The sequence below is a fragment of the Nonomuraea sp. MTCD27 genome, from assembly GCF_041950495.1.
Classification (GTDB): domain Bacteria; phylum Actinomycetota; class Actinomycetes; order Streptosporangiales; family Streptosporangiaceae; genus Nonomuraea.
Map to the genome: position 1 here is coordinate 251833 of NZ_JBGNUW010000004.1, position 25329 is coordinate 277161.

General features: G+C 69.3%; 32 protein-coding genes. 16 read left to right on the forward strand and 16 right to left on the reverse strand.

Annotated elements, in window-relative coordinates; all coding sequences use genetic code 11:
* Nucleotides 1-9: 9 nt before the first annotated feature.
* Nucleotides 10-753, reverse strand: coding sequence for a deoxyribonuclease IV (locus ACBJ59_RS13335; RefSeq protein ID WP_375110458.1), 744 nt, complete (start codon nt 751-753; stop codon nt 10-12).
* Between the two features lie 73 nt (nt 754-826).
* Between ACBJ59_RS13335 and ACBJ59_RS13340 the strand changes: the two genes are divergently transcribed.
* Nucleotides 827-1006, forward strand: coding sequence for a hypothetical protein (locus tag ACBJ59_RS13340; protein WP_375110459.1), 180 nt, complete (start codon nt 827-829; stop codon nt 1004-1006).
* 124 nt (nt 1007-1130) lie between these two features.
* Here the strand turns inward: ACBJ59_RS13340 and ACBJ59_RS13345 are convergent, their stop codons facing one another.
* Nucleotides 1131-1439: a hypothetical protein gene (locus ACBJ59_RS13345; RefSeq protein WP_375110460.1), complete on the reverse strand. Its 309-nt coding sequence runs from the start codon at nt 1437-1439 to the stop codon at nt 1131-1133.
* A gap of 200 nt (nt 1440-1639) precedes the next feature.
* Between ACBJ59_RS13345 and rpsF the strand changes: the two genes are divergently transcribed.
* The 7 genes from rpsF to ACBJ59_RS13380 all read left to right on the forward strand — a co-directional run bounded on the left by rpsF (nt 1640) and on the right by ACBJ59_RS13380 (nt 6187).
* Complete coding sequence (gene rpsF, locus ACBJ59_RS13350; RefSeq protein WP_106242878.1) at nt 1640-1930, forward strand: 30S ribosomal protein S6; 291 nt, start codon at nt 1640-1642, stop codon at nt 1928-1930.
* A gap of 78 nt (nt 1931-2008) precedes the next feature.
* Nucleotides 2009-2575 carry a single-stranded DNA-binding protein gene (locus ACBJ59_RS13355; protein ID WP_375110461.1) on the forward strand — a complete coding sequence of 189 codons (567 nt, stop codon included), beginning with the start codon at nt 2009-2011 and terminating at the stop codon, nt 2573-2575.
* Nucleotides 2576-2638: 63 nt separating this feature from the next.
* On the forward strand, nt 2639-2875 hold the full coding sequence (gene rpsR, locus ACBJ59_RS13360) for a 30S ribosomal protein S18 (protein ID WP_020543048.1): 237 nt from the start codon (nt 2639-2641) through the stop codon (nt 2873-2875).
* Nucleotides 2876-2889: 14 nt separating this feature from the next.
* Nucleotides 2890-3336: a 50S ribosomal protein L9 gene (rplI, locus tag ACBJ59_RS13365; protein WP_364111643.1), complete on the forward strand. Its 447-nt coding sequence runs from the start codon at nt 2890-2892 to the stop codon at nt 3334-3336.
* 399 nt (nt 3337-3735) lie between these two features.
* Nucleotides 3736-4590 (forward strand): ABC transporter substrate-binding protein, encoded by an 855-nt coding sequence (locus tag ACBJ59_RS13370; protein WP_375110462.1) that lies wholly within the window; start codon nt 3736-3738, stop codon nt 4588-4590.
* Nucleotides 4587-5426 carry an amino acid ABC transporter permease gene (locus ACBJ59_RS13375; protein ID WP_375110463.1) on the forward strand — a complete coding sequence of 280 codons (840 nt, stop codon included), beginning with the start codon at nt 4587-4589 and terminating at the stop codon, nt 5424-5426. The genes ACBJ59_RS13370 and ACBJ59_RS13375 overlap by 4 nt, the downstream gene beginning before the upstream one ends.
* A complete protein-coding gene (locus ACBJ59_RS13380) occupies nt 5423-6187 on the forward strand; it encodes an amino acid ABC transporter ATP-binding protein (RefSeq protein WP_375110464.1) in 765 nt (254 codons plus the stop codon). The genes ACBJ59_RS13375 and ACBJ59_RS13380 overlap by 4 nt, the downstream gene beginning before the upstream one ends.
* Before the next feature lie 47 nt (nt 6188-6234).
* Here the strand turns inward: ACBJ59_RS13380 and ACBJ59_RS13385 are convergent, their stop codons facing one another.
* Both ACBJ59_RS13385 and ACBJ59_RS13390 read right to left on the reverse strand, forming a co-directional pair.
* Nucleotides 6235-7707: an APC family permease gene (locus ACBJ59_RS13385; protein ID WP_375110465.1), complete on the reverse strand. Its 1473-nt coding sequence runs from the start codon at nt 7705-7707 to the stop codon at nt 6235-6237.
* A gap of 69 nt (nt 7708-7776) precedes the next feature.
* Entirely contained in the window at nt 7777-9078 is a 1302-nt protein-coding gene (locus tag ACBJ59_RS13390) for an MATE family efflux transporter (RefSeq protein WP_375110466.1), read from the reverse strand.
* A gap of 283 nt (nt 9079-9361) precedes the next feature.
* Here ACBJ59_RS13390 and dnaB point away from each other — a divergent pair, with 283 nt between their 5' ends.
* Nucleotides 9362-11527: a replicative DNA helicase gene (dnaB, locus tag ACBJ59_RS13395; protein ID WP_375110467.1), complete on the forward strand. Its 2166-nt coding sequence runs from the start codon at nt 9362-9364 to the stop codon at nt 11525-11527.
* Between the two features lie 94 nt (nt 11528-11621).
* On the opposite strand, the gene ACBJ59_RS13400 is transcribed toward dnaB, so the two are convergent.
* Entirely contained in the window at nt 11622-12182 is a 561-nt protein-coding gene (locus ACBJ59_RS13400; RefSeq protein WP_375110468.1) for a GtrA family protein, read from the reverse strand.
* Nucleotides 12183-12276: 94 nt separating this feature from the next.
* Between ACBJ59_RS13400 and ACBJ59_RS13405 the strand changes: the two genes are divergently transcribed.
* Both ACBJ59_RS13405 and ACBJ59_RS13410 read left to right on the forward strand, forming a co-directional pair.
* The gene (locus tag ACBJ59_RS13405) at nt 12277-12846 is read left to right on the forward strand and encodes a hypothetical protein (RefSeq protein WP_375110469.1); all 570 of its coding nucleotides are present in this window, start codon (nt 12277-12279) and stop codon (nt 12844-12846) included.
* A gap of 116 nt (nt 12847-12962) precedes the next feature.
* Complete coding sequence (locus tag ACBJ59_RS13410; RefSeq protein WP_375110470.1) at nt 12963-13424, forward strand: universal stress protein; 462 nt, start codon at nt 12963-12965, stop codon at nt 13422-13424.
* A 27-nt stretch (nt 13425-13451) separates the two neighbouring features.
* Here the strand turns inward: ACBJ59_RS13410 and soxR are convergent, their stop codons facing one another.
* Both soxR and ACBJ59_RS13420 read right to left on the reverse strand, forming a co-directional pair.
* Nucleotides 13452-13943, reverse strand: coding sequence for a redox-sensitive transcriptional activator SoxR (gene soxR / locus ACBJ59_RS13415; protein WP_375110471.1), 492 nt, complete (start codon nt 13941-13943; stop codon nt 13452-13454).
* Between the two features lie 9 nt (nt 13944-13952).
* Nucleotides 13953-14384 (reverse strand): Lrp/AsnC family transcriptional regulator, encoded by a 432-nt coding sequence (locus tag ACBJ59_RS13420; RefSeq protein WP_375110472.1) that lies wholly within the window; start codon nt 14382-14384, stop codon nt 13953-13955.
* A 56-nt stretch (nt 14385-14440) separates the two neighbouring features.
* Between ACBJ59_RS13420 and ACBJ59_RS13425 the strand changes: the two genes are divergently transcribed.
* Nucleotides 14441-15355 (forward strand): SMP-30/gluconolactonase/LRE family protein, encoded by a 915-nt coding sequence (locus ACBJ59_RS13425; protein ID WP_375110473.1) that lies wholly within the window; start codon nt 14441-14443, stop codon nt 15353-15355.
* Between the two features lie 44 nt (nt 15356-15399).
* Here ACBJ59_RS13425 and ACBJ59_RS13430 read toward each other — a convergent pair whose 3' ends face one another.
* Together ACBJ59_RS13430 and ACBJ59_RS13435 are read right to left on the reverse strand one after the other, a co-directional pair.
* A complete protein-coding gene (locus ACBJ59_RS13430; RefSeq protein WP_375110474.1) occupies nt 15400-16128 on the reverse strand; it encodes an ABC transporter permease in 729 nt (242 codons plus the stop codon).
* Nucleotides 16125-17030 carry an ABC transporter ATP-binding protein gene (locus ACBJ59_RS13435; RefSeq protein ID WP_375110475.1) on the reverse strand — a complete coding sequence of 302 codons (906 nt, stop codon included), beginning with the start codon at nt 17028-17030 and terminating at the stop codon, nt 16125-16127. Before ACBJ59_RS13435 ends, ACBJ59_RS13430 begins: the two co-directional genes overlap by 4 nt.
* A 109-nt stretch (nt 17031-17139) precedes the next feature.
* On the opposite strand from ACBJ59_RS13435, the gene ACBJ59_RS13440 reads away from it, so the two are divergent.
* The 3 genes from ACBJ59_RS13440 (at nt 17140) to dnaN (ending at nt 20394) form a co-directional block, all read left to right on the forward strand.
* On the forward strand, nt 17140-18570 hold the full coding sequence (locus ACBJ59_RS13440) for a sensor histidine kinase (RefSeq protein WP_375110476.1): 1431 nt from the start codon (nt 17140-17142) through the stop codon (nt 18568-18570).
* Complete coding sequence (locus tag ACBJ59_RS13445; RefSeq protein WP_375110477.1) at nt 18567-19217, forward strand: response regulator; 651 nt, start codon at nt 18567-18569, stop codon at nt 19215-19217. Before ACBJ59_RS13440 ends, ACBJ59_RS13445 begins: the two co-directional genes overlap by 4 nt.
* A 79-nt stretch (nt 19218-19296) precedes the next feature.
* Nucleotides 19297-20394: a DNA polymerase III subunit beta gene (dnaN, locus tag ACBJ59_RS13450; RefSeq protein WP_375110478.1), complete on the forward strand. Its 1098-nt coding sequence runs from the start codon at nt 19297-19299 to the stop codon at nt 20392-20394.
* Nucleotides 20395-20397: 3 nt separating this feature from the next.
* On the opposite strand, the gene ACBJ59_RS13455 is transcribed toward dnaN, so the two are convergent.
* The gene (locus ACBJ59_RS13455; RefSeq protein WP_375110479.1) at nt 20398-20856 is read right to left on the reverse strand and encodes a MarR family winged helix-turn-helix transcriptional regulator; all 459 of its coding nucleotides are present in this window, start codon (nt 20854-20856) and stop codon (nt 20398-20400) included.
* 60 nt (nt 20857-20916) lie between these two features.
* On the opposite strand from ACBJ59_RS13455, the gene ACBJ59_RS13460 reads away from it, so the two are divergent.
* Nucleotides 20917-21204: an antibiotic biosynthesis monooxygenase family protein gene (locus tag ACBJ59_RS13460; RefSeq protein ID WP_375110481.1), complete on the forward strand. Its 288-nt coding sequence runs from the start codon at nt 20917-20919 to the stop codon at nt 21202-21204.
* Between the two features lie 102 nt (nt 21205-21306).
* Here the strand turns inward: ACBJ59_RS13460 and ACBJ59_RS13465 are convergent, their stop codons facing one another.
* From ACBJ59_RS13465 to upp, 6 genes are all read right to left on the reverse strand, one after another.
* Nucleotides 21307-21981, reverse strand: coding sequence for a FadR/GntR family transcriptional regulator (locus ACBJ59_RS13465; protein WP_375110482.1), 675 nt, complete (start codon nt 21979-21981; stop codon nt 21307-21309).
* Nucleotides 21982-22080: 99 nt separating this feature from the next.
* Nucleotides 22081-23424, reverse strand: a complete 1344-nt coding sequence (locus tag ACBJ59_RS13470; RefSeq protein WP_375110483.1) for a helix-turn-helix domain-containing protein — start codon at nt 23422-23424, stop codon at nt 22081-22083.
* Between the two features lie 96 nt (nt 23425-23520).
* Nucleotides 23521-24054, reverse strand: a complete 534-nt coding sequence (locus ACBJ59_RS13475; RefSeq protein ID WP_360652319.1) for a PH domain-containing protein — start codon at nt 24052-24054, stop codon at nt 23521-23523.
* On the reverse strand, nt 24051-24209 hold the full coding sequence (locus ACBJ59_RS13480; protein WP_364111685.1) for a hypothetical protein: 159 nt from the start codon (nt 24207-24209) through the stop codon (nt 24051-24053). Before ACBJ59_RS13480 ends, ACBJ59_RS13475 begins: the two co-directional genes overlap by 4 nt.
* 97 nt (nt 24210-24306) lie before the next feature.
* Nucleotides 24307-24531: a hypothetical protein gene (locus tag ACBJ59_RS13485; protein ID WP_043615032.1), complete on the reverse strand. Its 225-nt coding sequence runs from the start codon at nt 24529-24531 to the stop codon at nt 24307-24309.
* A 104-nt stretch (nt 24532-24635) separates the two neighbouring features.
* The gene (gene upp / locus ACBJ59_RS13490) at nt 24636-25274 is read right to left on the reverse strand and encodes a uracil phosphoribosyltransferase (protein ID WP_364111688.1); all 639 of its coding nucleotides are present in this window, start codon (nt 25272-25274) and stop codon (nt 24636-24638) included.
* Nucleotides 25275-25329 lie beyond the last annotated feature (55 nt).

Sequence of the window (25329 nt, forward strand, 5' to 3'; positions counted from 1 at the left end):
GTGTATTCGCTAGAGGTTCTTCCTCAGGAAGGCGATGTCGTCCGCCTGGCCCTCGGCGGGCGTCTCGACCACGATCGGCGCCCCCGCGGCCCGGCACACGGCCAGGATCAGCTCGGAGTCGATCTTTCCCTGGCCGAGGTTGGCGTGGCGGTCGGCGCCCGAGTCGAAGTCGTCGCGCGAGTCGTTGCAGTGGACGAGGTCGATGCGGCCGGTGATGGCCTTGACCCGGTCGACCACGTCGATCAGCTCCTCGCCGCCGGCGTGGGCATGGCAGGTGTCGAGGCAGAAGCCCACGTCGAACCCGTCGAGCGCCTCCCACAGGCGGGCGATGCGATCCAGCTTGCGGGCCATCGCGTTGCCGCCGCCCGCGGTGTTCTCGATCAGCACGGGGATCGGGCACTCCATGCGCTCGAACACCTTGCGCCAGTTGTCGAAGCCGATCTGCGGATCGTCGCTCTTGTTGACGTGGCCGCCGTGCACGATCAGGCCCTTGGCGCCGAGCCCGGCCGCCGCCTTCAGGTGCTGCTCGAGCAGCTTGCGGCTGGGGATCCTGATGCGGTTGTTGGTGGTCGCCACGTTGACCAGGTAGGGGGCGTGGATGTAGATGTCGACGCCCTCGACCGGCTTGGCGGGCAGCACGGGCTTGTCGTAGCCCTGGGGATCGCCGAGGAAGAACTGCACCACCTCGGCCCCCACCTCGGCGGCGTGGGCGGCGGGGTCGTCCTGACCGACATGAGCTCCGATGCGCACCATGTCAACGAGCTTATCCGTTTCGCGGGGGCGCCCACGGGCAGTCGGCTGGCACCCCCTACCGAGGAGAAGCCATATGAGTCGCTGGCGCTTACGAGCGCTGATCGTATTGGTCTACGTCATCATCGGCATCTATGTCGCCTGGGTGTACGACTACATCACGCCGGGCCTGCTCAGGGATCTCGCGGAGGCGTTGCTCGCGGTCTTCCTGTGGTTCCTGGTGCTGCTCGGGATAGATCTGCACATCGGTGGATGAGTCACATATCAAACGGCCCCGGGGAACGTACACCGGGGCCGTCGCTGTGCGAGCCGAGCTTCACGGGCGGACTTACGGGCGGACTTACGGACGGGCTCACGGACGGGCTCACGGGCGGGCGGGCTTACGGGTGGGGAAGGAAACCGCCGTGGGCGATGCCGAGCGCGGCGCCCACGAACGAGCCCACGAGCCCGACGACGTTGAGCGAGCGCTGCGGCGTGGTCGCCGAGACGTACTGCGAATAGAGACCCATACCGAAACCCAGCGTGCCGAACCACGACGCGATCATGTGGGCCGAGGACCAGAACGTCGCGACGAAAGCGACCACACCGCACACGAGCGTGGCGACGGCCAGCATGTTCTCGACCGGGTGTGGGCGTCCGTCGGTGTTGAGCGTGAGCTTGAACCGCTCCCTCTCGGAGGGTTGAAGCACGTGTGGCACAACCATCACCCCCTTGGTTTCCTACAGGCCTTCCCACCTACTCGCGGCTGGTAACCTGGGCAAGCTGCGTTGTGATGGGTGATCCATCGCCCCGGGGTGCCGAAAGGGGCCGCCCGGGTTCAGACGTCAGCGTCCTCCTGTCACGGCAGAGTGTCGTGACCGCAAGAGTCCAGAGGAGGTTGGAGTCCCGCATGCGTCGTTACGAAGTAATGGTCATTCTGGACCCTTCGCTCGATGAGCGCACCGTCGCGCCGTCCCTCGACCAGTTCCTCACCGTGGTCCGCAACGACGGCGGCACCGTGGAGAAGGTCGACGTCTGGGGCCGTCGCCGTCTTGCCTACGACATCGACAAGAAGTCCGAAGGCATCTACGCCGTCATCGACCTGTCCGCGCAGCCCGCGACGGTCAAGGAGCTCGACCGGCAGATGAACCTCAACGAGGGCATTCTGCGCACCAAGGTCCTGCGTCCGGACGTGCACTAACCTCCGGCTTTTGTCGGGGAAGCCCCGTACTCTGAGCCGTAACCCAAGCGAAGGCGTGCAGGAAGGCGAGCGCTAGCCATGGCAGCAGGCGACACCGTAATCACCATCGTCGGCAACCTGGTCGACGACCCGGAGCTGCGCTTCACCCCGACGGGGCAAGCGGTGGCTCGATTCCGCATCGCGTCCACTCCGCGGTTCATGGATCGACAGACCAACGAGTGGAAGGATGGCGAGAGCCTCTTCCTGACCTGCAACGTGTGGCGGCAGGCGGCGGAGAACGCCGCTGAGAGCCTCCAGCGCGGCATGCGGGTCATCGTGCAGGGGCGGCTCAAGCAGCGGTCTTACGAGACCAAGGAAGGCGAGAAGCGCACGGTCTACGAGGTCGAGGTCGACGAGGTCGGCCCGTCTCTGCGCAACGCCACCGCCAAGGTCAACCGCACCTCCCGCCAAGGCGGCGGCGGGGGCGGCGGCTTCGGCGGCGGTCCGGCCGACGACCCGTGGGCCTCCGCGTCGCCCGCCCCGCCCCAGGGCGGCGGCTACCAGGGCGGTGGCGGCGGCTTCGGCGGCGGCGGTCAGCAGAGCGGTGGCGGCGGCGGCGGTTTCGGCGGCGGCGGCAACGACTTCAGCGACGAACCGCCTTTCTAAATCCAGTCCACAAGCCCGAGTCCATTCCCGCCCTGAAGGCGGGGCTCTGAAAGGAGCACCACGATGGCAAAGCCGGCACTGCGCAAGCCCAAGAAGAAGGTTTGCCTGTTCTGCCACGACAAGATCTCCTACGTCGACTACAAGGACACGGCGCTGCTGCGGAAGTTCATCTCCGACCGCGGCAAGATCCGTGCGCGCCGGGTGACGGGCAACTGCACCCAGCACCAGCGCGACGTGGCGACCGCGATCAAGAACGCGCGTGAGGTGGCCCTGCTGCCTTACACGAGCACCGCGCGCTAAGGAGGCCTGTCGATATGAAGCTCATCCTCACCAACGAGGTCTCCGGCCTCGGCACCCCTGGCGACGTCGTCGAGGTCAAGGACGGCTACGGCCGTAACTACCTCATCCCGCGCGGCTACGCCATGCGCTGGACGCGGGGCGCCGAGAAGCAGATCGAGACCATCCGCAAGGCTCGCGACGCTCGCGAGATCCGCGACCTCGGCACCGCCAAGGAGGTCGCCGGCCAGCTCGGCGCGCTGCGCGTCCGCCTGGCCACCCGTGCGGGCGACTCCGGCCGCCTGTTCGGCTCGATCACCACGGGCGACATCGCCGACGCCGTCAAGGCCGCCGGTGGCCCGATCCTCGACCGCCGCCGCATCGAGATCGTCAACCCGATCAAGAGCGTCGGTTCCCACCGCGTGACCGTCAAGCTCCACCCGGAGGTCTCCGCCTCCGTGGACGTCGAGGTCGTCGCCAGCTGAGTTCGACCGGAAGGCCCCCGCTCCGCGCGGGGGCCTTTCATTTTCCCGCGGCTTTCGCCGGCCCCTCGCGGTCTTCCGAGCCGGTTGTCGCGGATGTTCGCGGTTCTTGCAGTCTTCCGAGCCGGTTCTCGCGGTCTTCGCAGTGCTCGCGGCCGGCTCGTCGCGCCGTTCTGGGCGTCCGGGCCAACCATTCATCACGGCGGGCCGTGGCCACCCACCCGCCGCACTTCGGCTGAGCGCCTTCCAGGAAACGGCCTCTGACCCTTCACCGGCCGGTCGCCGTCACGCGAGCCCACGTGGGCCGATCGCCGTGGCGAGCGGGCACCCGGGGACGTAATTCCCTATCCGGGCGGCGTAGAATGCCCTCGTTCTTTCGGCATTCCCCCTGGAGGCACGGCCATGGCCCGTCCCTTGATGCTGCTCGCGCTGGCCGTGGCCCTGGTGGGTTGCGCACCGGTCGACGACCCGGCCACCACGGCCGCCGCCCCCACGACGTCCACCGCGTGCACCAAGGAGCAACTCCAGCTCATCAACCCGGGCAAGCTCACCATCGGGACCGACAAGCCGGCGTACGAGCCGTGGTTCAAGGACGACGACCCGAGCAACGGGCAGGGGTTCGAGAGCGCGGTGGCGTTCGCGGTGGCGGGGGAGCTCGGCTTCGACCGCAGCGAGGTGCAGTGGAACACGGTGAAGTTCGACGCCGCGTTCGCGCCGGGGGAGAAGCAGTTCGACTTCGACGTCAACCAGGTCTCGATCACGCCTGATCGGGCCACGGCGGTCGACTTCAGCAAGGGCTACTACACGGTCAAGCAGGCCGTCGTGACGGTCGAGAGCGGCAAGTTCGCGGGGGCGAAGAGCCTGGCCGAGCTGAAGGACGCGAAGATCGGCGTACAGGTCGGCACCACCTCGCTCGACGCGGTGCAGAACGTCATCAAGCCCGCCGACGACCCCAACGTCTACAACGAGCAGATCGACGCCGTGAACGCGCTGAAGAACAATCAGGTGGACGCGCTGGTCGTGGACCTGCCGACGGCGTTCTACGTGACGGCCGCGCAGGTGGAGAACTCCAGGATCGTGGGCCAGTTCAGCTCGACGGGTGGCACGCCGGAGGAGTTCGGGCTGGTCATGGAGAAGGGCAGCGCGCTCAAGCCGTGCGTGGACAAGGCCGTCGACGCGCTGAAGTCGAAGGGTGAGCTGGCCAGGATCGAGCAGCAGTGGCTCGGCTCGGCGGCGGGCGCTCCCGAGCTCCGATGAGCGAGTGGGTCAAGTCGGAGCGGCAGGCCGAGCGGGAGCGGGTACGCAGGTCGCACGGTCGCCGCTCGGCCTCGATCGCGACGGCCTCGACGGTGATCTTCGTCGTCCTGGTCGTGTGGGTGGCCACCAGCTCGCCGGGCTGGCCCCGGGTGCAGGAGACGTTCTTCGACGCCGATGAGTTCGCCGAGGCGCTGCCCAAGGTGCTGGAAGGCTTCCTGGTCAACATCGAGATCTTCCTCATCGCCGAGCCGCTGATCCTCGTCGTGGGCCTGCTGGTGGCGCTGGCCAGGGGCATCAGGACGCCGGCGTTCTTCCCGATCCGGGCGCTGGCCACGCTGTACACCGACATCTTCCGCGGCGTGCCGACCATCCTGGTGGTGTACCTCATCGGGTTCGGGCTGCCGGCGCTCCGGCTCCAGGGCATCCCGACCGATCTGGTGACGCTGGCCATCATCGCGCTGACGCTCTCGTACGGCGCGTACGTGGCGGAGGTGTTCCGGGCCGGGATCGAGTCCGTGCACCCGAGCCAGGTGGCGGCGGCCCGCTCGCTCGGGCTGAGCCACGCCAAGACCATGCGGTTCGTGGTCCTGCCGCAGGCCACCCGCAGGGTCGTGCCGCCGCTGCTGAACGAGTTCGTCTCGTTGCAGAAGGACACCGCGCTGGTGGCCACCATCGGGCCGCTGGAGGCGCTCAGGCAGGCGCAGATCCACGTGGCCAGGACGTTCGACTACACGGCCTATCTGGCTGCGGCGCTGCTGTTCATCCTGCTCACGATCCCGCTGGCCAGGTTCACCGACCACCTGGCCGCCCGCACCCGCAGGAGGCGCGGAGCATGAGCGAGCCGGCAATCGGACACAGCCTGCTGACGATCGAGGGGGTGTGGAAGAACTTCCACGGCCACCACGTGCTGCGCGGCATCGATCTCGAGGTGCGCCCGCACGAGGTGGTCAGCCTGATCGGGGCCTCGGGGTCGGGCAAGTCCACGCTCCTGCGCTGCGTCAACCTGCTGGAGACGGTGGACGACGGCGCCATCCACCTGGAGGGCGAGGAGATCACCGCCCCCCGCACGAACGTGGACGACGTGCGCAAGCGGCTGGGCATCGTGTTCCAGGCGTTCAACCTGTTCCCGCACATGACCGTGCTGGACAACATCACGCTGGCGCCCCGGCAGGTGCACCGGGTGGCGCGGGGCCAGGCGGAGGAGCAGGCGTACGACCTGCTGGCCAGGTTCGGGCTGGCGGAGAAGGCGCGGGCCTACCCCGACCAGCTCTCCGGCGGGCAGCAGCAGCGGGTGGCCATCGTCAGGGCGCTGGCCACGCAGCCCAGGCTGATGCTGCTCGACGAGGTCACCTCGGCGCTGGACCCCGAGCTGGTCGTGGAGGTGCTGGGCATCATCAGGGAGCTCAAGGAGTCGGGGATGACGATGATCCTCACGACCCACGAGATGGGCTTCTGCCGGGACATCTCCGACACGGTGTGCTTCCTCGACGGCGGCGTGCTCCTGGAGAAGGGTTCGCCCGAGCAGATCTTCACCGCACCCGAGCACGAGCGGACCCAGGAGTTCCTGCGCAGCGTGCTGGAGTCCCGGCGGTTCTAGGGCGTCCGTATGGGCGGTGTCCGGCGCCGGTGCGATCCGGGTGGCTCTTACCGGCGGTGCCGCCCGTGTGCCGGCCTCTCCGGGGTGCGCGGGCGGGCCAGGAGGCTGTGGCGGCGGCCGTACGCGAGGTAGACGGCCAGGCCGAAGGCCATCCACAGGGCGAACCAGGCCCAGGTCAGCACGCGCAGGTTGACCATGAGCCAGAGCGTGGCCGCCAGCGACAGCGCGGGCAGCAGCGGCGAGAGCGGCACCCGGAACCCCCGCTCCAGGTGCGGCATGCGCCGCCGCATCACGATCACCCCCGCGGCCACGAACGCGAACGCGAACAGCGTCCCGATCACCACCAGCTCCCGCATCTGGATCACCGGTACGAACTCGGCCAGCACGATCGCCACCAGCCCGATCACCAGCGTCACCCGCGTGGGCGTGTGGTAGCGGCGGCTGACCGAGGCCAGTCCGCGCGGGATGAGCCCGTCACGGGCCATCGAGAACAGCACCCGCGTCTGCCCCACGATCAGCACCAGGATCACCGTGGTGAGCCCGAGCACCGCCCCGACGTCGATGACGTGCACCATCCAGTCCACGCCGACCGCCCGGAACGCGCTGGCCAGCGGCGCCTGCGCGGAGATCCTCGTGTACGACACCATGCCCACCATGACCAGCGCCACCGCCAGGTAGATGACCGTGGCGATCACCAGGCTGCGGATCATGCCCTTCGGCACGGCCCTGGGCGCGTTCACGGTCTCCTCGGCCGAGGTGGCCACGATGTCGAACCCGATGTACGCGAACGCGATGGCCGAGGCCGCCGCGAAGATCCCGAACCAGCCGAACGCCTGACCCTCCCCGACGAAAATCCCCAGCACGGTGGCCGGCGCGGTGTCCAGCGGCTTCGGCGGCACGTAGAACTCGCCGAAGTTCGCCACGTCGACGTACGCCAGCCCGACGACGATGACCGCGCCGATCGCCAGCAGCTTGGCCGACACCATGATCCACAGCGCCCGCAGCCCGATCCGCGCGCCCAGCGCCACGATGCCGGTGAGCAGCACCAGGATGGCGAGCACGAGGAGGTCCTGGACGAGCGCCTCCTGGGGGACGCGGACGCCGAAGGCGGTGACCGCCCCGACCGCGATTCCGGCCCAGGCCCTGGCCACCACCGCGGCGGCGAACTGCAGCTCGAGGATCAGCGCCCAGCCGATGATCCACGCCCAGACCTCGCCGAAGATGACGTAGGTGAAGGTGTAGGCGCTGCCGGAGGTCGGCATCGTGGACGACAGCTCGGCGTAACAGAGGCAGGCGAGCAGAGAGGCGATGCCCGCGATCATGAAGGAGAGGATCACCCCGGGGCCGGCCGCGGTGGCGGCCTGCTCCCCGGCGATGCTGAAGATGCCGGCGCCGATCATCACGCCGAGACCGAGAACCACCAGGTCGGCCGGGCGGTAGAGCTCGGCGAGGCTGTGCCGCGCGCCGGTGCGCAGGCCGGTCGCTTCAGAAGGTGGCAGTCTTCGCAGAATCGTGGACAAGGGACACACCCCGCTCAGGGAACTCGCCCACAATGTCTCACCCCTTGGACAACGGCAAGCACGAAACAGTCACGCCCCGGTCACCAGCCAGGCAGGGCCGGCCGCGCGGCGGACGAGGGTGATCAGGCGCGCCACCATCCACACGCCCAGCGCGCACCAGAGGGCGACGACCCCCAGACCGGCGGCGAGCAGGGCGGCCGGCAGGTACGCGAGCGTCGTCCACACCCCCGCCCAGGCCAGGTAACGCTGGTCGCCCGCCCCGATCAGCACGCCGTCGAGCACGAACACCACCCCGCACACCGGCTGGAACAGCGCAACCGGCCACAACAGGGCCAGCAGCAGCTCGGCGACCTGCGGATCGGCGTCGAACAGGCCGGGCAGCAGCGGCCTGGCGGCCAGGACGAGCAGGCCGAGCACGGCGCCGGACCAGATGCCCCACTGCACCATCCGTTTCGTCGCGGCCCTGGTGGCGGCGACGTCCCCCGCGCCGAGCGAGCGCCCGGTGATGGCCTGGCCCGCGATGGCGATGGCGTCCAGGGCGAAGGCGAGCAGCGTCCACACCTGGGTGGCCAGGGCGTACGCGGCCAGCTCGGCCTGGCCCATCCTGGTGGCGATCACGGTGGCCACCAGCAGCACGATTCGCAGGCAAAGGGTACGGATGAGCAGCGCGAACCCGGCCGTACCGGCCTGCCTGACCCCGTTCATGCTGGGCATGAGCGGCGTCCCCAGCCGCAGCGCCCCGCGCGCCACCACCACGAGGTAGACGGCCGCGCCGAGGGTCTGCGCCAGCACCGTCCCCCACGCCGACCCCGCGATGCCCCACCCCAGCCCCAGCACGAACCAGGCGTTCAGCGCCGCGTTCACCGCGAACGACCCCACGGCCACCGCCAGCGGCGTCACCGTGTCCTGCAGCCCGCGCAGCACCCCGGTCCCGGCCAGCACGACCAGCATGCCGGGCGTGCCGAGCAGGCTGATCCGCAGGTACGTCACGGCCTGCGCGGCCTGCGTCCCGACCGCCCCGAACAGCTCCACGATCGCCGGCGCCAGCGGCCAGCACACCACGATCAGCGCGACCCCGATGGCCAGCGCGAGCCAGATGCCGTCCACACCGCTGCGCATGGCCCGTGCGTGGTTGCCCGCACCCGTCTGGCGCGCCACGGACGCCGTCGTGCCGTAGGCGAGGAAGACGCACAGGTTCACCAACGTCGCCAGCACCGTGCCGGCCACGCCCAGAGCGCCCACGGCCGTGGTGCCGAGTCCGTGGCCCACGATGGCGTAGTCGGCGAGCAGGAAGAGCGGCTCGGCCACCAGCGCCCCGAACGCCGGCACGGCCAGCCGCAGGATCTCCCGGTCTCTGGATGTAATGGGCATTTGTCCATTATGGCCATTACACGGCGTGTCGGGCCAACTTTCTTTCCTCCACAGCCGGTGGACACCGTTCGCCCTGCTCACACTGGCTTCGGTGGATATCCGCAAGAGTTATCCCCAGGCCCGTCCACAGGCCGTTCACACCCTCGGCGCGATAGTGCACAGCTTGACCACAGGGTTGTCCACAGGCCACGTTGCCGACGAGCCGCGACTCCGCGAAACTGTCAGACCGGTCGACTACAAGTGGGGGTGGTGCGACCGCCTGCAAGTTTGTTGAGGGGGCGCGGTGAGCATTGACGAAGAGGCCGGCGGAGGCCCAGGTTTCGAACGCACACCTCCCCACAACATCGAGGCGGAGCAGTCGGTCCTCGGCGGCATGCTGCTGTCGAAGGACGCCATCGCCGACGTCGTGGAGATCCTGCGCTCCGACGACTTCTACCGCCCGGCGCACCAGATGGTCTACGACGTCGTCACCGACCTCTACGGCCGGGGCGAGCCCGCCGACGCGGTCACGGTCTTCGACGAGCTGCAGAAGCGCGGCGAGATGGCCAGGGTGGGCGGCGCCGCCTACCTCCACACCCTCACCGCCGTCGTGCCCACGGCCGCCAACGCCGGCTACTACGCCAAGATCGTCCGTGAGCAGGCCATCCTCCGCCGCCTCATCGAGGCCGGCACCCGCATCGTCTCCTACGGCTACGGCGGCCAGAACGAAGAGGTCGACGACCTCGTCGACCGCGCGCAGGCGGAGATCTACAAGGTCACCGAGCGCCGCACCTCGGAAGACTACGCGCCGCTGGCCGACATCATGCCCGGCGCCCTCGACGAGTTGGAGGCCATCGGCAGCCGCGGCGGCCAGATGGTCGGCGTGCCGACCGGCTTCGCGGACCTCGACCAGCTCACCAACGGCCTCCACCCGGGCCAGATGATCGTCGTGGCCGCCCGGCCCGCGATCGGCAAGGCCCTCGACCTCGACACCCCGCTGCCCACGCCGACCGGCTGGACGACGATGGGCGAGGTCGAGGTGGGCGACCGGCTCATCGGCGCCGACGGGAGACCGACCAGGGTGGTCGCGGCGACCGAGGTGCTGCACGGGCGGCCGTGCTACGAGGTGGAGTTCGACGACGGTACGGTGATCGTCGCCGACGCCCAGCACCAGTGGCGCACGACGGCCGCTCACCGGAGCGTGCTCACCACCGAGGAGCTCGCCGCCTCGCTCCGCGGCCCGACACCTGACGACCGGCCGGGCCACGCCGTGGCGGTCGCGGCCCCCTTCGAGCTCGCCGAGCAGGACCTACCGCTGCCGCCGTACTCGCTCGGCGCCTGGCTGGCCGCCGGCGAGGGCGACAGCGCTGTTCAGGACCTCCTACGCGAGCTGGGCGTCCGCCACGACAAGCACATCCCCGAGCGCTACCTGCGCGCCTCGGAGAAGCAGCGGCTCGACCTGCTGGCAGGCCTGCTCGGCCCGGAACCCGGCAGCACCGGCGGGCAGGTCCAGCTCGCCCTGACCGGCCGGCGCCTGGCGGACGACGCGTTGGAGCTCGTCCTGACCCTCGGGCACCGGGCGACGATGCGCACCGAGCAGGCGGCCGGCGGCCGCAGCCGCCACGTGATCGACTTCGCGGTCCCCCAGGAGTCCGAGCACCCCGCCACGCCGGTCCACCACCTCGTGGCCGTACGCCCGATCCCGTCGCGTCCCGTCCGCTGCGTCGAGGTCGACAACGCCGACCACCTCTACCTCGCGAGCAGGGCGTGCATCCCCACCCACAACAGCACGCTCGGCCTCGACTTCGCCCGTTCCGCGGCGATCAAGCACGGGATGACCACGGTCATCTTCTCCCTGGAGATGTCCCGCAACGAGATCACCATGCGTCTGCTGTCCGCCGAGGCCCGCGTGGCACTGCACGCCATGCGCTCGGGCATGATGGGCGACGACGACTGGACCCGCCTGGCCCGCCGGATGAGCGAGGTGGCGGAGGCGCCGCTGTTCATCGACGACTCGCCCAACATGTCGATGATGGAGATCAGGGCCAAGTGCCGGCGGCTCAAGCAGCGCAACGACCTGAGGTTCGTGGTCATCGACTACCTCCAGCTGATGAGCTCGCCGAAGAAGACCGAGAGCCGCCAGAACGAGGTCTCGGAGATCTCGCGTGCCATCAAGCTGCTGGCCAAGGAGCTCGAGGTCCCGGTCATCGCGATCTCGCAGCTCAACCGTGGTCCCGAGCAGCGCACCGACAAGCGCCCCCAGGTCAGCGACCTGCGTGAGTCCGGATCGATCGAGCAGGACGCCGACATGGTCATCCTGCTCCACCGCGAGGACGCTTATGAGCGCGAGTCGCCGAGGGCCGGTGAGGCCGACCTGATCGTGGCCAAGCACCGTAACGGCCCCACCGCCACGGTCACCGTGGCCTTCCAGGGCCACTACAGCCGGTTCGTGGACATGGCCCAGCACTAGCGTCGGCTGTGGGTTCCGCGGTCCCTGCACCCGTGGGGCGCAGCAGCGGCATGAACTCAGTCGACCGCCGAAACGGCTTCCGGATTCGTGGCCATCAAGCCGCTTTGTCCGCGGGATCGGGAGCGGGAGCCAGCCGCACGCGGCCGGACCGGGCCTTCTCGTCGGGGAAGACCCACTTCCGGAGCGCCCAGAAGCGGAAGACCATGGCGATCAGCGTGCCGATGATCTGCGCGCTCACGAAGTCGGCGATCTCCTGGGTCACCAGGCTCACGTCCGGGGTTTCCAGGCGGAACGCGTACCGGGAGATCCACAGCGGCGCGGAGCTGAGCACCAGACCGACGCCACTGACCAGGAAGAACAGCGCCGCCTCGTGACGGCGCTCGCGGCCGCCCCTGGTCCGGAACGACCATTCGCGGTTCAACACGTAAGACACGATCGTCGCCACGAGCACCGCGATGACCTTCGCGGTCACCGGTTTCGGTTCCAGAACGGTCAGCTTCAGCCCATAGAACACCGTGTTGTCCACCAAGAACGCTGTTCCACCCACCACCGCGAACTTCAGCAGTTCACGGTGCTTCAGTGCAAGTGCGTGCAGCGGTTCCGGCAGTCTTGCGCGTACTGCGTTTGCTATTCGGAGCACCCCCGATCTTCTCACCAGGCGAACACCCTGGTGACAAGACTGACGGAGACGGCTCGCCCGGGGGCGTCAGCGTAGGTGGCGATCTGGCTAAGGTGTCGCAATGATCTCCGTGATCACCAAGCCGCCGGGGTGGATCTTCCTGAGCGGACTGCTGGCTCCCCGCCTGCTCGTGCTCTACTGGGCCAGCGTGCCGTTCTGGTATGGCATCGAGATGTTCGTGCTCGGGGTCTTCATCTTGGGCCCGCTGATCTACATCGGCCGCCTCATTGCGGCCTCGCTGCAGGGCCAGGTCAGCGGTCGTCCATGGCGATGGCTGGTAGCCCCGCTGCTTGTCCTGGCCGTGATACTCGCGATCGTCACGAACGCGCCCTTCCAGCTGAGGTTCGCGATCTCCCTTCCCGAGATGGAGGCGTATGCCGCGACGGTGAAGGAGCAGTCGCGGTTCGACGCGCCCTGCGAGTGGGTCGGTCTGTATCGGGTGTGCTACTCGGCTCCGCACTACGTCGAGTCGGAACCGGTCCCGGGCTCGGCCTACCTGGGAACCGAAGAATGGGTCATCGACAGTAACACCGGCTTCCTCTTGGTGCCTCATGGAGAACCGGAGGCGGAGACCGTCGACGACGAGTACCGCCACGTCGGCGGTCGCTGGTTCGGCCACCATGGATGGGACAACTGGTGAGGCCTGATGGCCAGGGACGCGGAACCCTGCATGTGACGAAGTAGACATTCGCCACGGGGATGGCAGGTGATCTCTCCGGTGCTCTAACGAGGGAGAGAAGCGAAGGGAAGAACGCCATGACCATCCTCGTCGCCTACGACGGCTCGGCCGACTCGCGCGCCGCCATCGAGTTCGCCGCCAAGCACCTCGCCGCCGAGCCCACGGTCGTCGTCACGGTGTGGGAGCCGCTGCTGGTCCAGCTCAAGAAATACCCGCTGGCCGCCGGCGTGCTCGACCAGGACACGGAGGACCAGTCGCACGCCCAGGCCGAGCAGCACGCCCGGGAAGGCGCCGACCTGGCGATCGCTTCCGGGCTCGCCGACGTCACCTACCGGGCGGTGGCCGACAACGAGTCGATCTGGAAGACGATCGTGGACGTGGCCGACGAGATCGACGCCTCGCTGATCGTCACGGGTTCGCGTGGCCTGGCCGGGGTCCGGTCGGTGCTGCTCGGCAGCGTCTCCAACCACGTGCTGCACCACGCCCACCGGCCGACCCTCATCGTCCCGCCGGCCAAGGACCAGTCCAGGAAAGGCTAGAGACAGCCAGAGGAACAGCCGGACAGGCTAGGAAGCGGTGGCGCAGCAGTTCTGGGGCGGGGCCAGCCGGGTGTCGATGCGCCGCGCGCCCGGCCCCTCCTCGCCCAGCCGGTCGTGCGGGTTGGCCACCGGGCACCGGTCCAGCGACAGGCAGCCACAGCCGATGCAGTCGGTGAGGTCGTCGCGCAGCCGCTGGAGCTGCTCGATCCGGTCGTCCAGCTCGCCGCGCCAGGCCGCCGACAGCCTGGCCCAGTCGTCCCTGGTGGGCGTGCGCTCGTCCGGCAGCTCGGCCAGGGCGTCCTTGATGACCTTGAGCGGGATGCCGATGCGCTGGGCGAGCCTGATGAAGGCGACCCTGCGCAGGCTGTCACGGGGGTAACGGCGCTGGTTGCCGGCCGTGCGCCGGCTGCTGATGAGCCCCTTGGCCTCGTAGAAGTGCAGGGCCGAGACGGCGACGCCGCTGCGCTCGGCGAGCTGGCCGACGGTGAGTTCCTTGGTGTTCCAGGCGACCTTCGTCATACCTGGAGATTACTTGAGGGTCCGCTCGAAGAACGTCTCCAGTACGACGATCGTCTGCGTCCCGGTCACGCTTTCCACCTCGAAGACCCGGCGCAGCACGTCCTGGAGCTCCCGCGTACCGGCCGTACGGATCTTCAGCAACACCGACGCGGGCCCCGCGATGACGTGCGCCTCCTCCACCTCCGGGATCCCCGCCAGCCCCTCCGCGCTGCCGCCCATCCACGACCCCCCGTCGACCAGCACGTACGCCGTCACGGGTCGCCCCAGCGCCGCCTGGTCCACCTCGATCGTGGTGCGCCTGATCACACCACGCTCCCGCAGCTTGCGCACCCGCTCGTGCGCGGCCCCGCTGGACAACCCCACCGCCTTGCCGAGCACCGCGTAGGACCGCGTCGCATCCTCCTGCAACAACCCGACCAGCATCCTGTCGATTTCATCCACAGCCAAATGTTATCTGGAGATATGCCAGTCGAACCAAACCACGTATGGTTAGCGCTATGACGGACACGATCCCCACAGAGTTCGAGGTACTCGACGAGCGGGCCTCCGGGTTCGGCGGAGACGACAAGGTCGAGATCCTCTACACCGGCACCCGCTGGGCGGAAGGCCCTGTCTACTTCCCGGCCGGCCGTTTCCTCGTCTGGAGCGACATCCCCAATGAGCGGATGCTGCGCTGGGACGAGATGACCGGCGCGGTGGGCCCGTTCCGGCAGCCCTCCGGCTACACCAACGGCAACACGCTCGACCGCGAGGGCCGGCTGATCTCCTGCGAGCAGGGCAACCGCCGCGTGACCCGCACCGAGCACGACGGCTCCATCACGGTGATCGCCGACCGCTGGCAGGGCAGGCGGTTCAACAGCCCCAACGACGTGGTCGTCCACTCCGACGGCTCCGTCTGGTTCACCGACCCGCCTTACGGGATCCTCAGCAACTACGAGGGCGTGGCCGCCGAGCAGGAGATCGACGGCTGCCACGTCTATCGGGCCGACCCGGTCACGGGCGAGGTGCGCATCGTCGCCGACGACTTCGTCCGGCCCAACGGCCTGGCCTTCTCGCCGGACGAGCGCCGGCTCTACATCGCCGACACGAAGGCCAGGCACCTGCGGGTGTTCGAGGTGGGCGACGACGGCACGCTGGGTGGCGGCAAGGTCTTCGCCGAGGGGGCCGAGAAGGACAACTTCGACGGCCTGCGGCTTGACGATGCCGGCCGGGTCTGGACCGCGGCCGGCAAGGGGGTGCTCTGCTACGACCCCGACGGCACCCTGATCGCCCGGCTGCGGCTGCCCGAGTCCACCGCCAACCTGGTGTTCGGCGGGCCCAAGCGCAACCGGGTGTTCATCACGGCGTCGTCCTCGCTCTACTCCCTGATGACCAACGTCACGGGAGCGCGCCCGGTCTGGGCCAGGCGCTGACGACGGCCCGCCGTGCCCCTGTGACGGCGGGCCGTCGCAGGGGCTCACTCCCACCGGAAGAACCGGATCGCCAGCCCGCCGAAGATCACCAGCCCCGCGGCCACCACCGCCAGGTGCCCGAGCTGCGGCGCGTGGCCCGCCCAGGTGTCCTGGAGCGCCTGGGCGAACGGCCCCGCCACGGAATAGTCGCTGACCGTGCGCAGCGCGTCCGGCATGAAGTCGCGCGGCAGCCACATCCCTCCGAGGAACATCAGCGGGAACATCACGGCCGACCCGATCCCGGGCGCGACCTTGCCGTTCGGCGCGAGGGCGGCGATCACCAGCCCGATGGCCATCAGTGCGGCGGTGCCGAGCAGGAAGACCAGGACGAACCCCACCCACTGCTTCGGCGGCGACGAGCCGAACACCGCCGCGGCCGTCACGATCAGGATGGTCGTGGACACGGCCCCGACCGCCAGGTTGATCACTAACTGCACGCTCAGCAGCCGCCCCGGGTGCACGGGCGTGGTGGACATCCGCCGCAACACCCCCTGCTCCCGGTACGACGCCAGCACCCCGGGCAGGACGGTGCAGGCCAGCGTCAGCAGCGCGAGGAGCGTCATCATGCTCGGCATCTGCGTGTCCACGGCCCGCTGGCCGGACTCCTGCTGCTGCGTCATGGTCGGGATGCTGAGCCCCAGCACGAGCAGGAGCCCGACCGGCAGCCCGATGGTGAACAGCAGGGACGGCCAGTCCCGCAGGTGCAGCTTGGCCTCCACGATCAGCAACTTCATGACAGCTTCCTTCCGGTGAGCGCGAGGAACGCGTCGTCGAGGGTGGCCTGCTCGATCCGCAGGTTCGCGGGTACGACCTGGTGGTTGGCCAGGGTGAGGGTGACGGCGGTCGCGAGGTTGTCCGAGCCGCTCACCACGATCTGGTCGCCGCTCCTGGTGACGTCCCGCACCTCGGGCAGGGCCAGCAGCACGGCGTCGTCGATGGGCGCGGACGGCCGGAACCGCAGCCGCTGCTCCGAGCCCACCTGCCTGATCAGCCCGGCGGGCGTGTCGGTGGAGACCACCTTGCCGGCGTCGATGAGGGCGAGCCGGTCGCAGAGCCGCTCGGCCTCCTCCATGAAATGGGTGACCAGCACGATGGTCACGCCTGTGTCGCGTACCTGCTCGATCAGCTCCCACGTGTCCCTGCGGGCCGCCGGGTCCAGCCCGGTCGTCAGCTCGTCGAGCACCGCCACGCGGGGCCGGCCCACCAGGGCCAGCGCCACGGACAGCCGCTGCCGCTGGCCGCCGGACAGCTGCCTGAAATAGGTGTGGCGCTTGTCCGCCAGGCCCACCTTGTCCAGCAGCTCCCCCCAGTCGGCGGGGTCGGGATAGAAGGAGGCGTACAGGTCCATCGCCTCCCACACCTTGATCTTGTCCGGCAGCGCGGCGCTCTGGAGCTGCATGCCCAGCACCTGGCGCAGCCCGTCCCGGTCCGTCTGCGGGTCCAGCCCGGCCACCCGTACGGTGCCGCCGTCGCGTGACCGCAGGCCGGCCACGCACTCCACGGTGGTGGTCTTCCCGGCGCCGTTCGGGCCGAGGATGCCGAAGATCTCGCCCTCCGCCACCTCGAACGACACGTCGTCGACCGCGAGGTGGTTCGGGTACTGCTTGCGCAGGTTCCTGACCTCGATGATTTTCATGTCTTAGACGCTAGGAACACGCCTCCTGTCCCGGAATCTCGCTAGCTGCCCGGCAAGGGTGTACCTAGGTGCAGTGACCGCCGCCGCCCCGGTGACGCAGACTGAGAGCATGCTTCGGAGGTACGGCCAGATCGCGACGCTGCTCGCGCTCGCCCTCGTCCAGGTGCCCCTGATCGCCCTGACGGCTGTCATGCTGCTCCTGACCTTCGCGCTGGGCATGGTCTTCCTGTTCCCGCCGCAGGTGATGATGGTCAGGCGGCTCGCGGAGCACAACCGGCGGCTGGTGTCGCGGTGGTCCGGCATCGAGGTGGAGCCCCCCTACGTACCCCCGCCCCCGCCTCCGGTCCCGCAGGCCGACGGGATGTACCGGTCGGAGCGCACGCTCTACAAGACGCCCCGCATGCCGGCCTGGAACAACCGGTGGAAGTGGCTGATCAGCGACCCGGCGACCTGGCGGGACGAGGCCTGGCTGCTGCTCGACCCGGTGGTGAAGGTGGCGCTGGCGCCGCTGTTCCTGGTGATCCCCGAGCGCGGCCTGCGCGTGTACGGCCTCTGGAGCGACCTGCTGCTCGGCGCGACCGCGGCCAGCCGCCTGGCCGGCCAGGTGATCCAGCTCAGGCGCACCCGCAGCCTGGCCACCGACTCCCAGGCGGCCGAGATGCGCAGGATCGAACGCGACCTGCACGACGGCACGCAGGCCAGGCTCGTGGCGATCGGCATGACGCTCGGCGCGGTCGAGCAGCTCGTCGACACCAACCCGGAGGCGGCCAAGGCCCTGCTCGCCAAGGCCAGGGATGCCTCCTCGGAGACGCTCACGGAGCTGCGCCGGGTCATCCGCGGCATCCACCCGCCGGTGCTGGCCGAGCGCGGCCTCGCCGACGCCGTCCGGGCGCTGGCCATGGACAGCCCGCTGCAGGTGACCGTGGACGTCGACCTGCCGCACCGGCCGGAGGCGCCCGTGGAGGCGGCGGTGTACTTCGCGGTCAGCGAGCTGCTGTCCAACGCCGCCCGGCACGGGGGCGCGTCCAAGGCGGTCGTGGACATCAGCTCCAACGGCTCCGACCTGCGCGTCACGGTCTCCGACGACGGCCTCGGCGGCGCCGACCCGGCCAGGGGCAGCGGCCTGGCCGGGATCGAACGGCGGCTGGCCGCCTTCGACGGCCTGATGGCCCTGAACAGCCCGCCGGGCGGCCCCACCACCGTGACCATGCAGCTGCCGCGCGTGCTTCCCGTGCACTGGACGAGCACCCTGCCGAACCTGCCGCGCTGGAAGGCGGCCACGGTCGTCCTCTTCTGGGCCACGGCCTGGTGCCCCACTTTCCCGCAGGGAATCGTGCCCGCCATTTTCAAGATCATCGGATTTGACGAGAAGTCCTGGTTCCTGGCCCTGCACCTCCCCGAGGTCTGGCAGTGGCCGGTGATCCTTGGCATGATCTCGCTCGGCGTCATCATGTACGTGATGGCCCACCGCATTCCGACCATGCACGACCGCGACAGCCTCATGGCGGAGGGAACCCTCGTGAAGCCCTGGTGCCGATGAACCGCGTACTGATCGCCGAGGACCTCTACCTGCTCAGGGACGGCCTGGTCCACCTCCTCCAGGCCCACGGGTTCACGGTCGTGGCGGCCGTGGAGAGCGGGCCCGAGCTGCTGAAGGGGCTGCTGGAGCTGCGCCCGGACGTCTCGATCGTGGACGTGCGGCTGCCGCCCACGTTCACCGACGAGGGCCTGCAGGCCGCGCTCGCGGCCAGGAAGCAGCTGCCGGGGCTGCCCGTCCTCGTGCTGTCCCAGCACGTCGAGCAGCTGTACGCCCGCGAGCTGCTGGCCGACGGCTCGGGCGCGATCGGCTACCTGCTCAAGGACCGCGTCTTCAACGCCGAGCAGTTCATCGACGCCGTACGCAGGGTGGCCCAGGGCGGCACGGCCATGGACCCGGAGGTCATCGCCAAACTGCTGGCCAGCAACGCCAGGCACGAGCCGCTGGCCGAGCTCACGCCGCGCGAGCGCGAGGTGCTGGAGGCCATGGCCGAGGGCCGCTCCAACGCCGCGATCTCGCAGCGCCTCTACCTCAGCGAGAGCGCTGTGGCCAAGCACACGGCCGCCATCTTCGCCAAGCTGGGTCTCGTCCCGTCCGACGACGACAACCGGCGCGTACTGGCCGTTCTCGCCTACCTCAACAGCCGTTAGCCTGCTTCGAAGCGCCCTGACTTGTCGGTGGTACCGGCTATTTTCATAGAGGCACGGCGCGACGAAGAGGTGGTATCAGGTGAAAATCCGGGTTAACCGCGATGTTCTGGCAGATGCGGTGGCATGGGCTGCCCGAATGCTGCCCAGCCGTCCCGTGGTGCCCGTCCTGGCCGGGCTGCTGCTCGAGGCGGGCGAGGAGCTGACGCTGTCCGCGTTCGACTACGACGTCTCGGCGCGGGCCGCGATCGACGCCGACGTGGCCGAGGAGGGGCGCGTGCTGATCCCCGGCCGGTTGCTGGCCGAGATCAGCCGGAGCCTGCCCGGCGACGACGTGGAGATCGTCACCGAGGGCCCCGAGGCTGTGCTGACCTGCGGGAGCGCCGAGTTCGGGCTGATCACGATGCCGGTCGAGGACTTCCCGACCCTGCCCACGATGCCGCCGAGCATCGGTGCCATCGGTGGGGGCGTGTTCGCCTCGGCCGTCGGCCAGGTCGCGCCGGCGGCCAGCCGCGACGACACGCTGCCGATGCTCACCGGCATCAGGGTCGACATCGAGGGCGAGTCGGTGGCCATGGCGGCGACCGACCGCTACCGCATCGCGGCCCGCGACTTCACCTGGCGCCCGGCTGTCCCCGACGCCGCCGTCTCCGCCATGGTCCCGGCGCGGGTCCTGGTCGAGGTGGCCAAGTCGCTGCGCGGCGGCGAGGTCTCGATCGCGATGGGCGACGGGGTGGCCGGGTTCGAGAGCGTCGGGCGCAGCACCACCGTGCGGCTGCTCGACGAGCAGTTCATCGACTACCGCGCCAGGCTGACCTCCGACTGGTCGATCAGGGCCGACGTGGCCGTGGCGCCGTTCGTCGGCGCGATCAAGCGGGTGGCCCTGGTGGCCGAGCGCAACACCGCGATCCGGCTGTCGTTCAGCCAGGGTCAGGTGCTGATCCAGGCCGGCGGCGGCGACGTCGGGCGCGGAGCCGAGGTGGTGGAGTGCGAGCTGCGCGGTGACGACATCCAGATCGCCTTCCAGTCGCAGTTCCTGCTCGACGGGCTGACGGGCATCGAGACCGAGCTGGCCCGGATCAACCTTGAGTCGCCCACCAGGCCCGCCCTCATCCAGGACGTGCCGGGCGACGCCCAGCCCGCCTTCCGCTACCTGGTCATGTCGCTGCGCCAGACCTGAGCCCTATGCGCCGGTCCCCGTCTGGCGCTCGGCGACCAGCCGGAACACCCGCTTGAACTCCGCGTACGCCTGCTCGCCCACGGCCCGCGCGTGGGCCGCCTCCATGTCGGCGAGGATGACGTCCGACTTGGCCATGTGGTCGAGCCCCTTCTCGGTGGGCACGATCAGCTTGGCGCGCCGGTCGGCCGGATCGGGCTGCCGCTCCACGTAGCCGAGCTCGACCAGCTCGTCCACCAGCGTCCCGATCACCTGCTTGTGCTGGCCCGACTGCGCGGCCAGGTCCGTGGCCCGGCTGCCCTCCTCGTCCAGGTAGGCCAGCACCGCGCCGTGCCGGGGCCGCAGCCGGGGGTGCCCCTGCTCGGCCAGCTCGGCGAACAACTCCCGCTGCAGGCTGAAAAGTGTCCGCCCGGACAGCACGCCGAGATCGGGATCCTGCTGCTTGCGCTGGCTCCTGCGCACCACGCACTCTCCACATGGTCACTAATCTTGATTGTCACTAATTCTTACTATAATGTCCGTGGTATGACGACGACAGTGGAACTCACCAGATTCCGGGTGGCCCCTGACCGCGCCGGCGAGCTGCTCGCGGCGCGGGCCGGGATGATCGCTGACTTCGAGGCCGACAGGGCCGGGTTCCTGGGGGCCAAGCTGGTCCGCGTGTCCGATGACGAGTGGCTGGACATCGTGGAGTGGCGATCGAGCGCCGACTTCGCCGACTCTCGCGCGAAGGGCGGCAACCTGCCCGGCATCCGGGCCTTCTTCGACCTGATCGACGAGCTTGTCTCCAGCGAGGAGGGGACCAGCCAGTGACCGGCGGTGCGGCCGAGCCGTGCTGAGGTCACCGGGTGCGCGACCCGGCCCTGCACGGCGCGCCGGGGGAGGGCCCGCACCCTCACGGGAGGGACCGGAGGGTCAGGCGTCGGTGAGCGCGATGAGGATGTGCTCCATGCAGGCGTGCCCCGCCCGCTCGGCCGCCGCCGCGTCGCCGGCCGCGATGGCCCGCGCGATCGCGTCGTGCGGGATGTAACTCTTGTTGAGCGACGTCCCGGCGGCCGTGATGCTGGCCCGCAGCGCCGCCGAGAAGTCCTCGTACAGGTCGATCAGCACCAGGTTGTGCGTGGCGTGCGCGACGGCCATGTGGAAGGCCAGGTCGGCCTCGACGAAGAAGTCGGGGTCGTCCAGCTCCCAGGCGCGGTCGCGCTCGGCCAGCGCCGCCTCGATGCGCCGGATGTCCTCGTCGGTACGCCGGGTGGCGGCCAGCCGCGCGGACTCGACCTCCAGCGCACGGCGTACCTCAAGGATCTCGAGCTGCTCCGCCTGGCGCAGCCGCCGCAGCATCGCGCCGGACAGCTCGCTGGTCGCCCGGACGTAAGTGCCGTCCCCCTGACGGCACTCGAGCAGCCCCGCGTGCGTGAGCGCGCGTACGGCCTCACGAACCGTGTTGCGACCCACCCCGAGTTGCTCGGCGAGCACCGTCTCGGTGGGGATCTTGCCGTTCATCTGCCACGACCCTGAGGTGATCTGCTCCTTGAGCTGATCGATCACCTGGTCGACGAGCGAAGCCCGCTGAGCCGTACGCAGACTCACAGTCCGCCTCCTCCGGGAAACCAATCATCCTATGAGTCAATGACTGGTCGACCCTAATTATTCCAGACTCAAAAAGCCAAATCTGGAGCTCCCGGAGGATCAGCGAGACACTGTGGCGTCAATCGTCACCCCTGCCATGGCGGAGCGAACTCCGGCAGCTTCGAGGGCTTTACGATATGCGGCTGTCTGCGGTGCTCTCGCCTCGACCCTGCCGTAGAGGTCGCCCAGCTCGCGCCAGCAGCGGGCGGCCTGCCGGTCGGATCCGAACACCGGCCGGTCGAGCGTCTGGAGCAGCTCGTGCGCCTCTCGCAGGTGCGTCGCGGCGTCGCCGCCCTGGTCGAGTGCGACGGTCGCCAGCACGAGGTGAGCCTCGGCGGGAGTCGTGCCAGAACGGTCGTGCGCGAGCCCCAGAGCCACCACGGCCAGCTCGCCCGCGCCCGCCGGGTCACCGGCGCGCAGCTTGACCCGCGCGTGGACGATGAGGCTCTCACCGTGCTCGCGCGTGGTGGCGGGGAACACGGCGAACGCCTTGACGGCCGCCGAGACGAGCCCCTCGGCCTCGCCGATCGGCGCCGTGGACAACCTGGACCAGTGCATGGCGGCGCGTGCCAGCTGCAGCGCCAGCCGGGTCTCCCGGCCCGCCATGATCGCGTCGTCGGCCAGGCGCACGGCCAGGGCCGAGTCCTCGCCCGCCGCCGCCGCGGCGCTCGCGTGCCACAGCGCCCGGATCTCTCCGGAACGGTCCACAACTTCAGGTACGCCAGTGGCGTCCAGCACCCGCTTGGCGTAGGTCAGCTCGGGGGAGTCGGTCTCCTGCTCGCTGCGCGCCTCGACCAGCACGGCGGCCAGGTCGGTGGCGAGCTCGCCCTGCGTGATGGACAGCCGCTCGGCCTGCGACAGCGCGGCGGCGGCCAGGTCGCGGGCCCGCAGGCGGTCGCCGGCCCGCTGGTAGCAGCGGCTCAGCGCGATGGTGAGCGGCAGGTCGGCCAGCCGCTCGGGGTGGGCGGCCGCCTCGCGGCGCAGGCGCTCGAACGCCTCCACCGCCTGACCCAACCGGCCCTGGGCCTCCAGCGAGCGCGCCCGGCCGAACCGCGCCTGCGCGGTCAGCATGGCGTTCTCCTCGTCGGCCGCCTTCACGATCTCCGTGAAGCGGTCGGCGGCGACGGCCGGGTCGCCGTGCTGCAGCTCGAGCTCGGCGTGCCGCAGCCCGAGCTCGGTGTCGATGCGCTGCCGAGGCTCGATCCCGTGAAGGAGGAACTCGGTCGTGCATCCCAGCCGCTCGGCCAGCAGCCGGGCCACCACAGGAGTCGGCGTGCGCTTACCCGACTCAATGAGCGAGACATAACTGTCAGACAGGTCGGGTCCGGCCAGCTGGGCCTGAGACATCCGCCTGTTCAGCCGCAGTCCTCGGACGCGGTCACCGATGGTTCCCTGACTCGGCATCTCATCTCTCAAGGCGGGGAAGGGTCAACAACACGCAATGATTGCATGAAGTAGCCGAATCTGGTATCCCCGCGTGAAGAATTTGCCACGCGGAGATTAATCGTCGCTGTCGTCCTTGCCTGGGAAAAGCATCTGGCAGACCTCGAGGTACAAGGTCTCCGGATACGGAATGTACTCGACCGTTGACAGAGCCTGATCCTGACCGGCCGACTCGAGGATGAACTCGCCGTAACCGAGCATGCGCCCGAGCAGCGATCTTTGGAAGCTCATGTCGGTGACCTTGCCCAAGGGCATCATCGCGACCTTGCGCGTGATGAGCCCCGTGGTCAGCAACATACGCTTCGAAGTCACCACAAAGTAATCGACCGACCACTCCGCGACTTTCCATACAAAACGGATCAGAAGCAGGAGCCACAGCCACCACACGACGACGAGCGCCGTGCCGCCGGCCTCGCCGCCGCCGAAGAACCTGCTGAGCAGTCCGGCGATGATCAGGCCGCCGAGCACCTCGGCGACGGGGCGCAGCAGAATCGCGGGATGCCGCCGCACCATGATGACCTGTTGCTCGTGGGGGAGGAGGTAGCGGTTGACCGACGATGGAGCTGAGTCCCCGTGGGTCACAAGTCTCATGAGAGGCTGTTCACAAATTGAGCCAGCGAGTCGGCCGCGTTGAACACCGTGTCGAACGCCCCTCTCACCGCGTCTGCGGCATCAGTTGGTCGCGCGAACAGGTAGTACGCAACAAATGCGATACCACCGTATGTGAGGACCTTTTTGACCTGCACCGTCGCCTCCGTGCCACTTACCCACTCCACCCGCCGTATACATTACCCACCTCGATGCCGGGGTAAAGGTAACTTGGCCGGTTAGTTCTGATCTTGCTTAGCCGCGTTCGCTGGCCACCAGAGCCAGCACGTGAAGGTGCTTGCGCGCGATGCGCTCAACAAGGCTCGGATGGGCGTAGCCGGTGACCTCCAGCGCGCCGTAGTGCGCCGCCTCCACGCAGCGCGTTACGGTGGTCGCGGAGTGGACACCGGCGAATTCGTCGCACAGCACCGTCTCCACGTCCGCGTACGGAGTCGGATCCGCCTCGGTGTGATCGCTCATCGTGCTCCCCCACGCGCATGCGGAAGTTGCCTTCCATCTCTTCGTACCCACCCAACCACAGTATGTAACGAAGTGATGACTACGCGTGACGGGAACGGTACTTTTCAGACCACGCCGTAGAGCCGGTCGCCCGCGTCGCCGAGGCCCGGCACGATGTAGCCGCTCTCGTTGAGCCGCTCGTCGAGCGCCGCGGTGACCACGCGGATCGGCTTGCCGGAGTTGGCGAACACCTTGTCCATGTGGGCCAGCCCCTCGGGCGCGGCCAGCAGGCACAGGGCCGTGACGTCGACGGCGCCCCGCTCGAAGAGGAACTGCACGGCCGCCGCCAGCGTGCCGCCGGTGGCCAGCATCGGGTCCACCACGTAGCACTGCCGGCCCGACAGGTCGTCGGGCAGCCGCGTGGCGTACGTCTCGGCCTGGAGCGTGGACTCGTTGCGGATCATGCCGAGGAACCCGACCTCGGCCGTCGGCAGCAGCCGCATCATGCCGTCGAGCATGCCGAGCCCCGCCCGCAGGATGGGCACGACCAGCGGCACGGGCTTGGCCAGGCGGATGCCGCGGGCCGGGGAGACCGGCGTCTCGACGGTGACCTCGGTGACCCGCACGTCGCGCGTCGCCTCGTACGCGAGCAGCGTCACCAGCTCGTCGGCGAGCCTGCGGAAGGTCGGCGAGTCGGTGCGGACATCGCGCAGCGTGGTGAGCTTGTGGGCCACGAGCGGATGATCGACGACGAGGGTCTCCATGGGACACCACGCTATCTCCTGGCGTACGCTGCCGCAGCCGCCGCCACCTGCGGCG

Excerpts from the sequence above, each read along its gene's own strand:
- ACBJ59_RS13335 (WP_375110458.1), bottom strand. The coding sequence starts at position 753 with ATGGTGCGCATCGGAGCTCATGTCGGTCAGGACGACCCCGCCGCCCAC.
- ACBJ59_RS13340 (WP_375110459.1), top strand. The coding sequence starts at position 827 with ATGAGTCGCTGGCGCTTACGAGCGCTGATCGTATTGGTCTACGTCATC.
- rpsF (WP_106242878.1), top strand. The coding sequence starts at position 1,640 with ATGCGTCGTTACGAAGTAATGGTCATTCTGGACCCTTCGCTCGATGAG.
- ACBJ59_RS13355 (WP_375110461.1), top strand. The coding sequence starts at position 2,009 with ATGGCAGCAGGCGACACCGTAATCACCATCGTCGGCAACCTGGTCGAC.
- rpsR (WP_020543048.1), top strand. The coding sequence starts at position 2,639 with ATGGCAAAGCCGGCACTGCGCAAGCCCAAGAAGAAGGTTTGCCTGTTC.
- rplI (WP_364111643.1), top strand. The coding sequence starts at position 2,890 with ATGAAGCTCATCCTCACCAACGAGGTCTCCGGCCTCGGCACCCCTGGC.
- ACBJ59_RS13370 (WP_375110462.1), top strand. The coding sequence starts at position 3,736 with ATGGCCCGTCCCTTGATGCTGCTCGCGCTGGCCGTGGCCCTGGTGGGT.
- ACBJ59_RS13375 (WP_375110463.1), top strand. The coding sequence starts at position 4,587 with ATGAGCGAGTGGGTCAAGTCGGAGCGGCAGGCCGAGCGGGAGCGGGTA.
- ACBJ59_RS13380 (WP_375110464.1), top strand. The coding sequence starts at position 5,423 with ATGAGCGAGCCGGCAATCGGACACAGCCTGCTGACGATCGAGGGGGTG.
- ACBJ59_RS13390 (WP_375110466.1), bottom strand. The coding sequence starts at position 9,078 with ATGCCCATTACATCCAGAGACCGGGAGATCCTGCGGCTGGCCGTGCCG.
- ACBJ59_RS13410 (WP_375110470.1), top strand. The coding sequence starts at position 12,963 with ATGACCATCCTCGTCGCCTACGACGGCTCGGCCGACTCGCGCGCCGCC.
- soxR (WP_375110471.1), bottom strand. The coding sequence starts at position 13,943 with ATGACGAAGGTCGCCTGGAACACCAAGGAACTCACCGTCGGCCAGCTC.
- ACBJ59_RS13425 (WP_375110473.1), top strand. The coding sequence starts at position 14,441 with ATGACGGACACGATCCCCACAGAGTTCGAGGTACTCGACGAGCGGGCC.
- ACBJ59_RS13430 (WP_375110474.1), bottom strand. The coding sequence starts at position 16,128 with ATGAAGTTGCTGATCGTGGAGGCCAAGCTGCACCTGCGGGACTGGCCG.
- ACBJ59_RS13435 (WP_375110475.1), bottom strand. The coding sequence starts at position 17,030 with ATGAAAATCATCGAGGTCAGGAACCTGCGCAAGCAGTACCCGAACCAC.
- ACBJ59_RS13440 (WP_375110476.1), top strand. The coding sequence starts at position 17,140 with ATGCTTCGGAGGTACGGCCAGATCGCGACGCTGCTCGCGCTCGCCCTC.
- ACBJ59_RS13445 (WP_375110477.1), top strand. The coding sequence starts at position 18,567 with ATGAACCGCGTACTGATCGCCGAGGACCTCTACCTGCTCAGGGACGGC.
- ACBJ59_RS13460 (WP_375110481.1), top strand. The coding sequence starts at position 20,917 with ATGACGACGACAGTGGAACTCACCAGATTCCGGGTGGCCCCTGACCGC.
- ACBJ59_RS13470 (WP_375110483.1), bottom strand. The coding sequence starts at position 23,424 with ATGCCGAGTCAGGGAACCATCGGTGACCGCGTCCGAGGACTGCGGCTG.
- ACBJ59_RS13475 (WP_360652319.1), bottom strand. The coding sequence starts at position 24,054 with ATGAGACTTGTGACCCACGGGGACTCAGCTCCATCGTCGGTCAACCGC.
- ACBJ59_RS13485 (WP_043615032.1), bottom strand. The coding sequence starts at position 24,531 with ATGAGCGATCACACCGAGGCGGATCCGACTCCGTACGCGGACGTGGAG.
- upp (WP_364111688.1), bottom strand. The coding sequence starts at position 25,274 with ATGGAGACCCTCGTCGTCGATCATCCGCTCGTGGCCCACAAGCTCACC.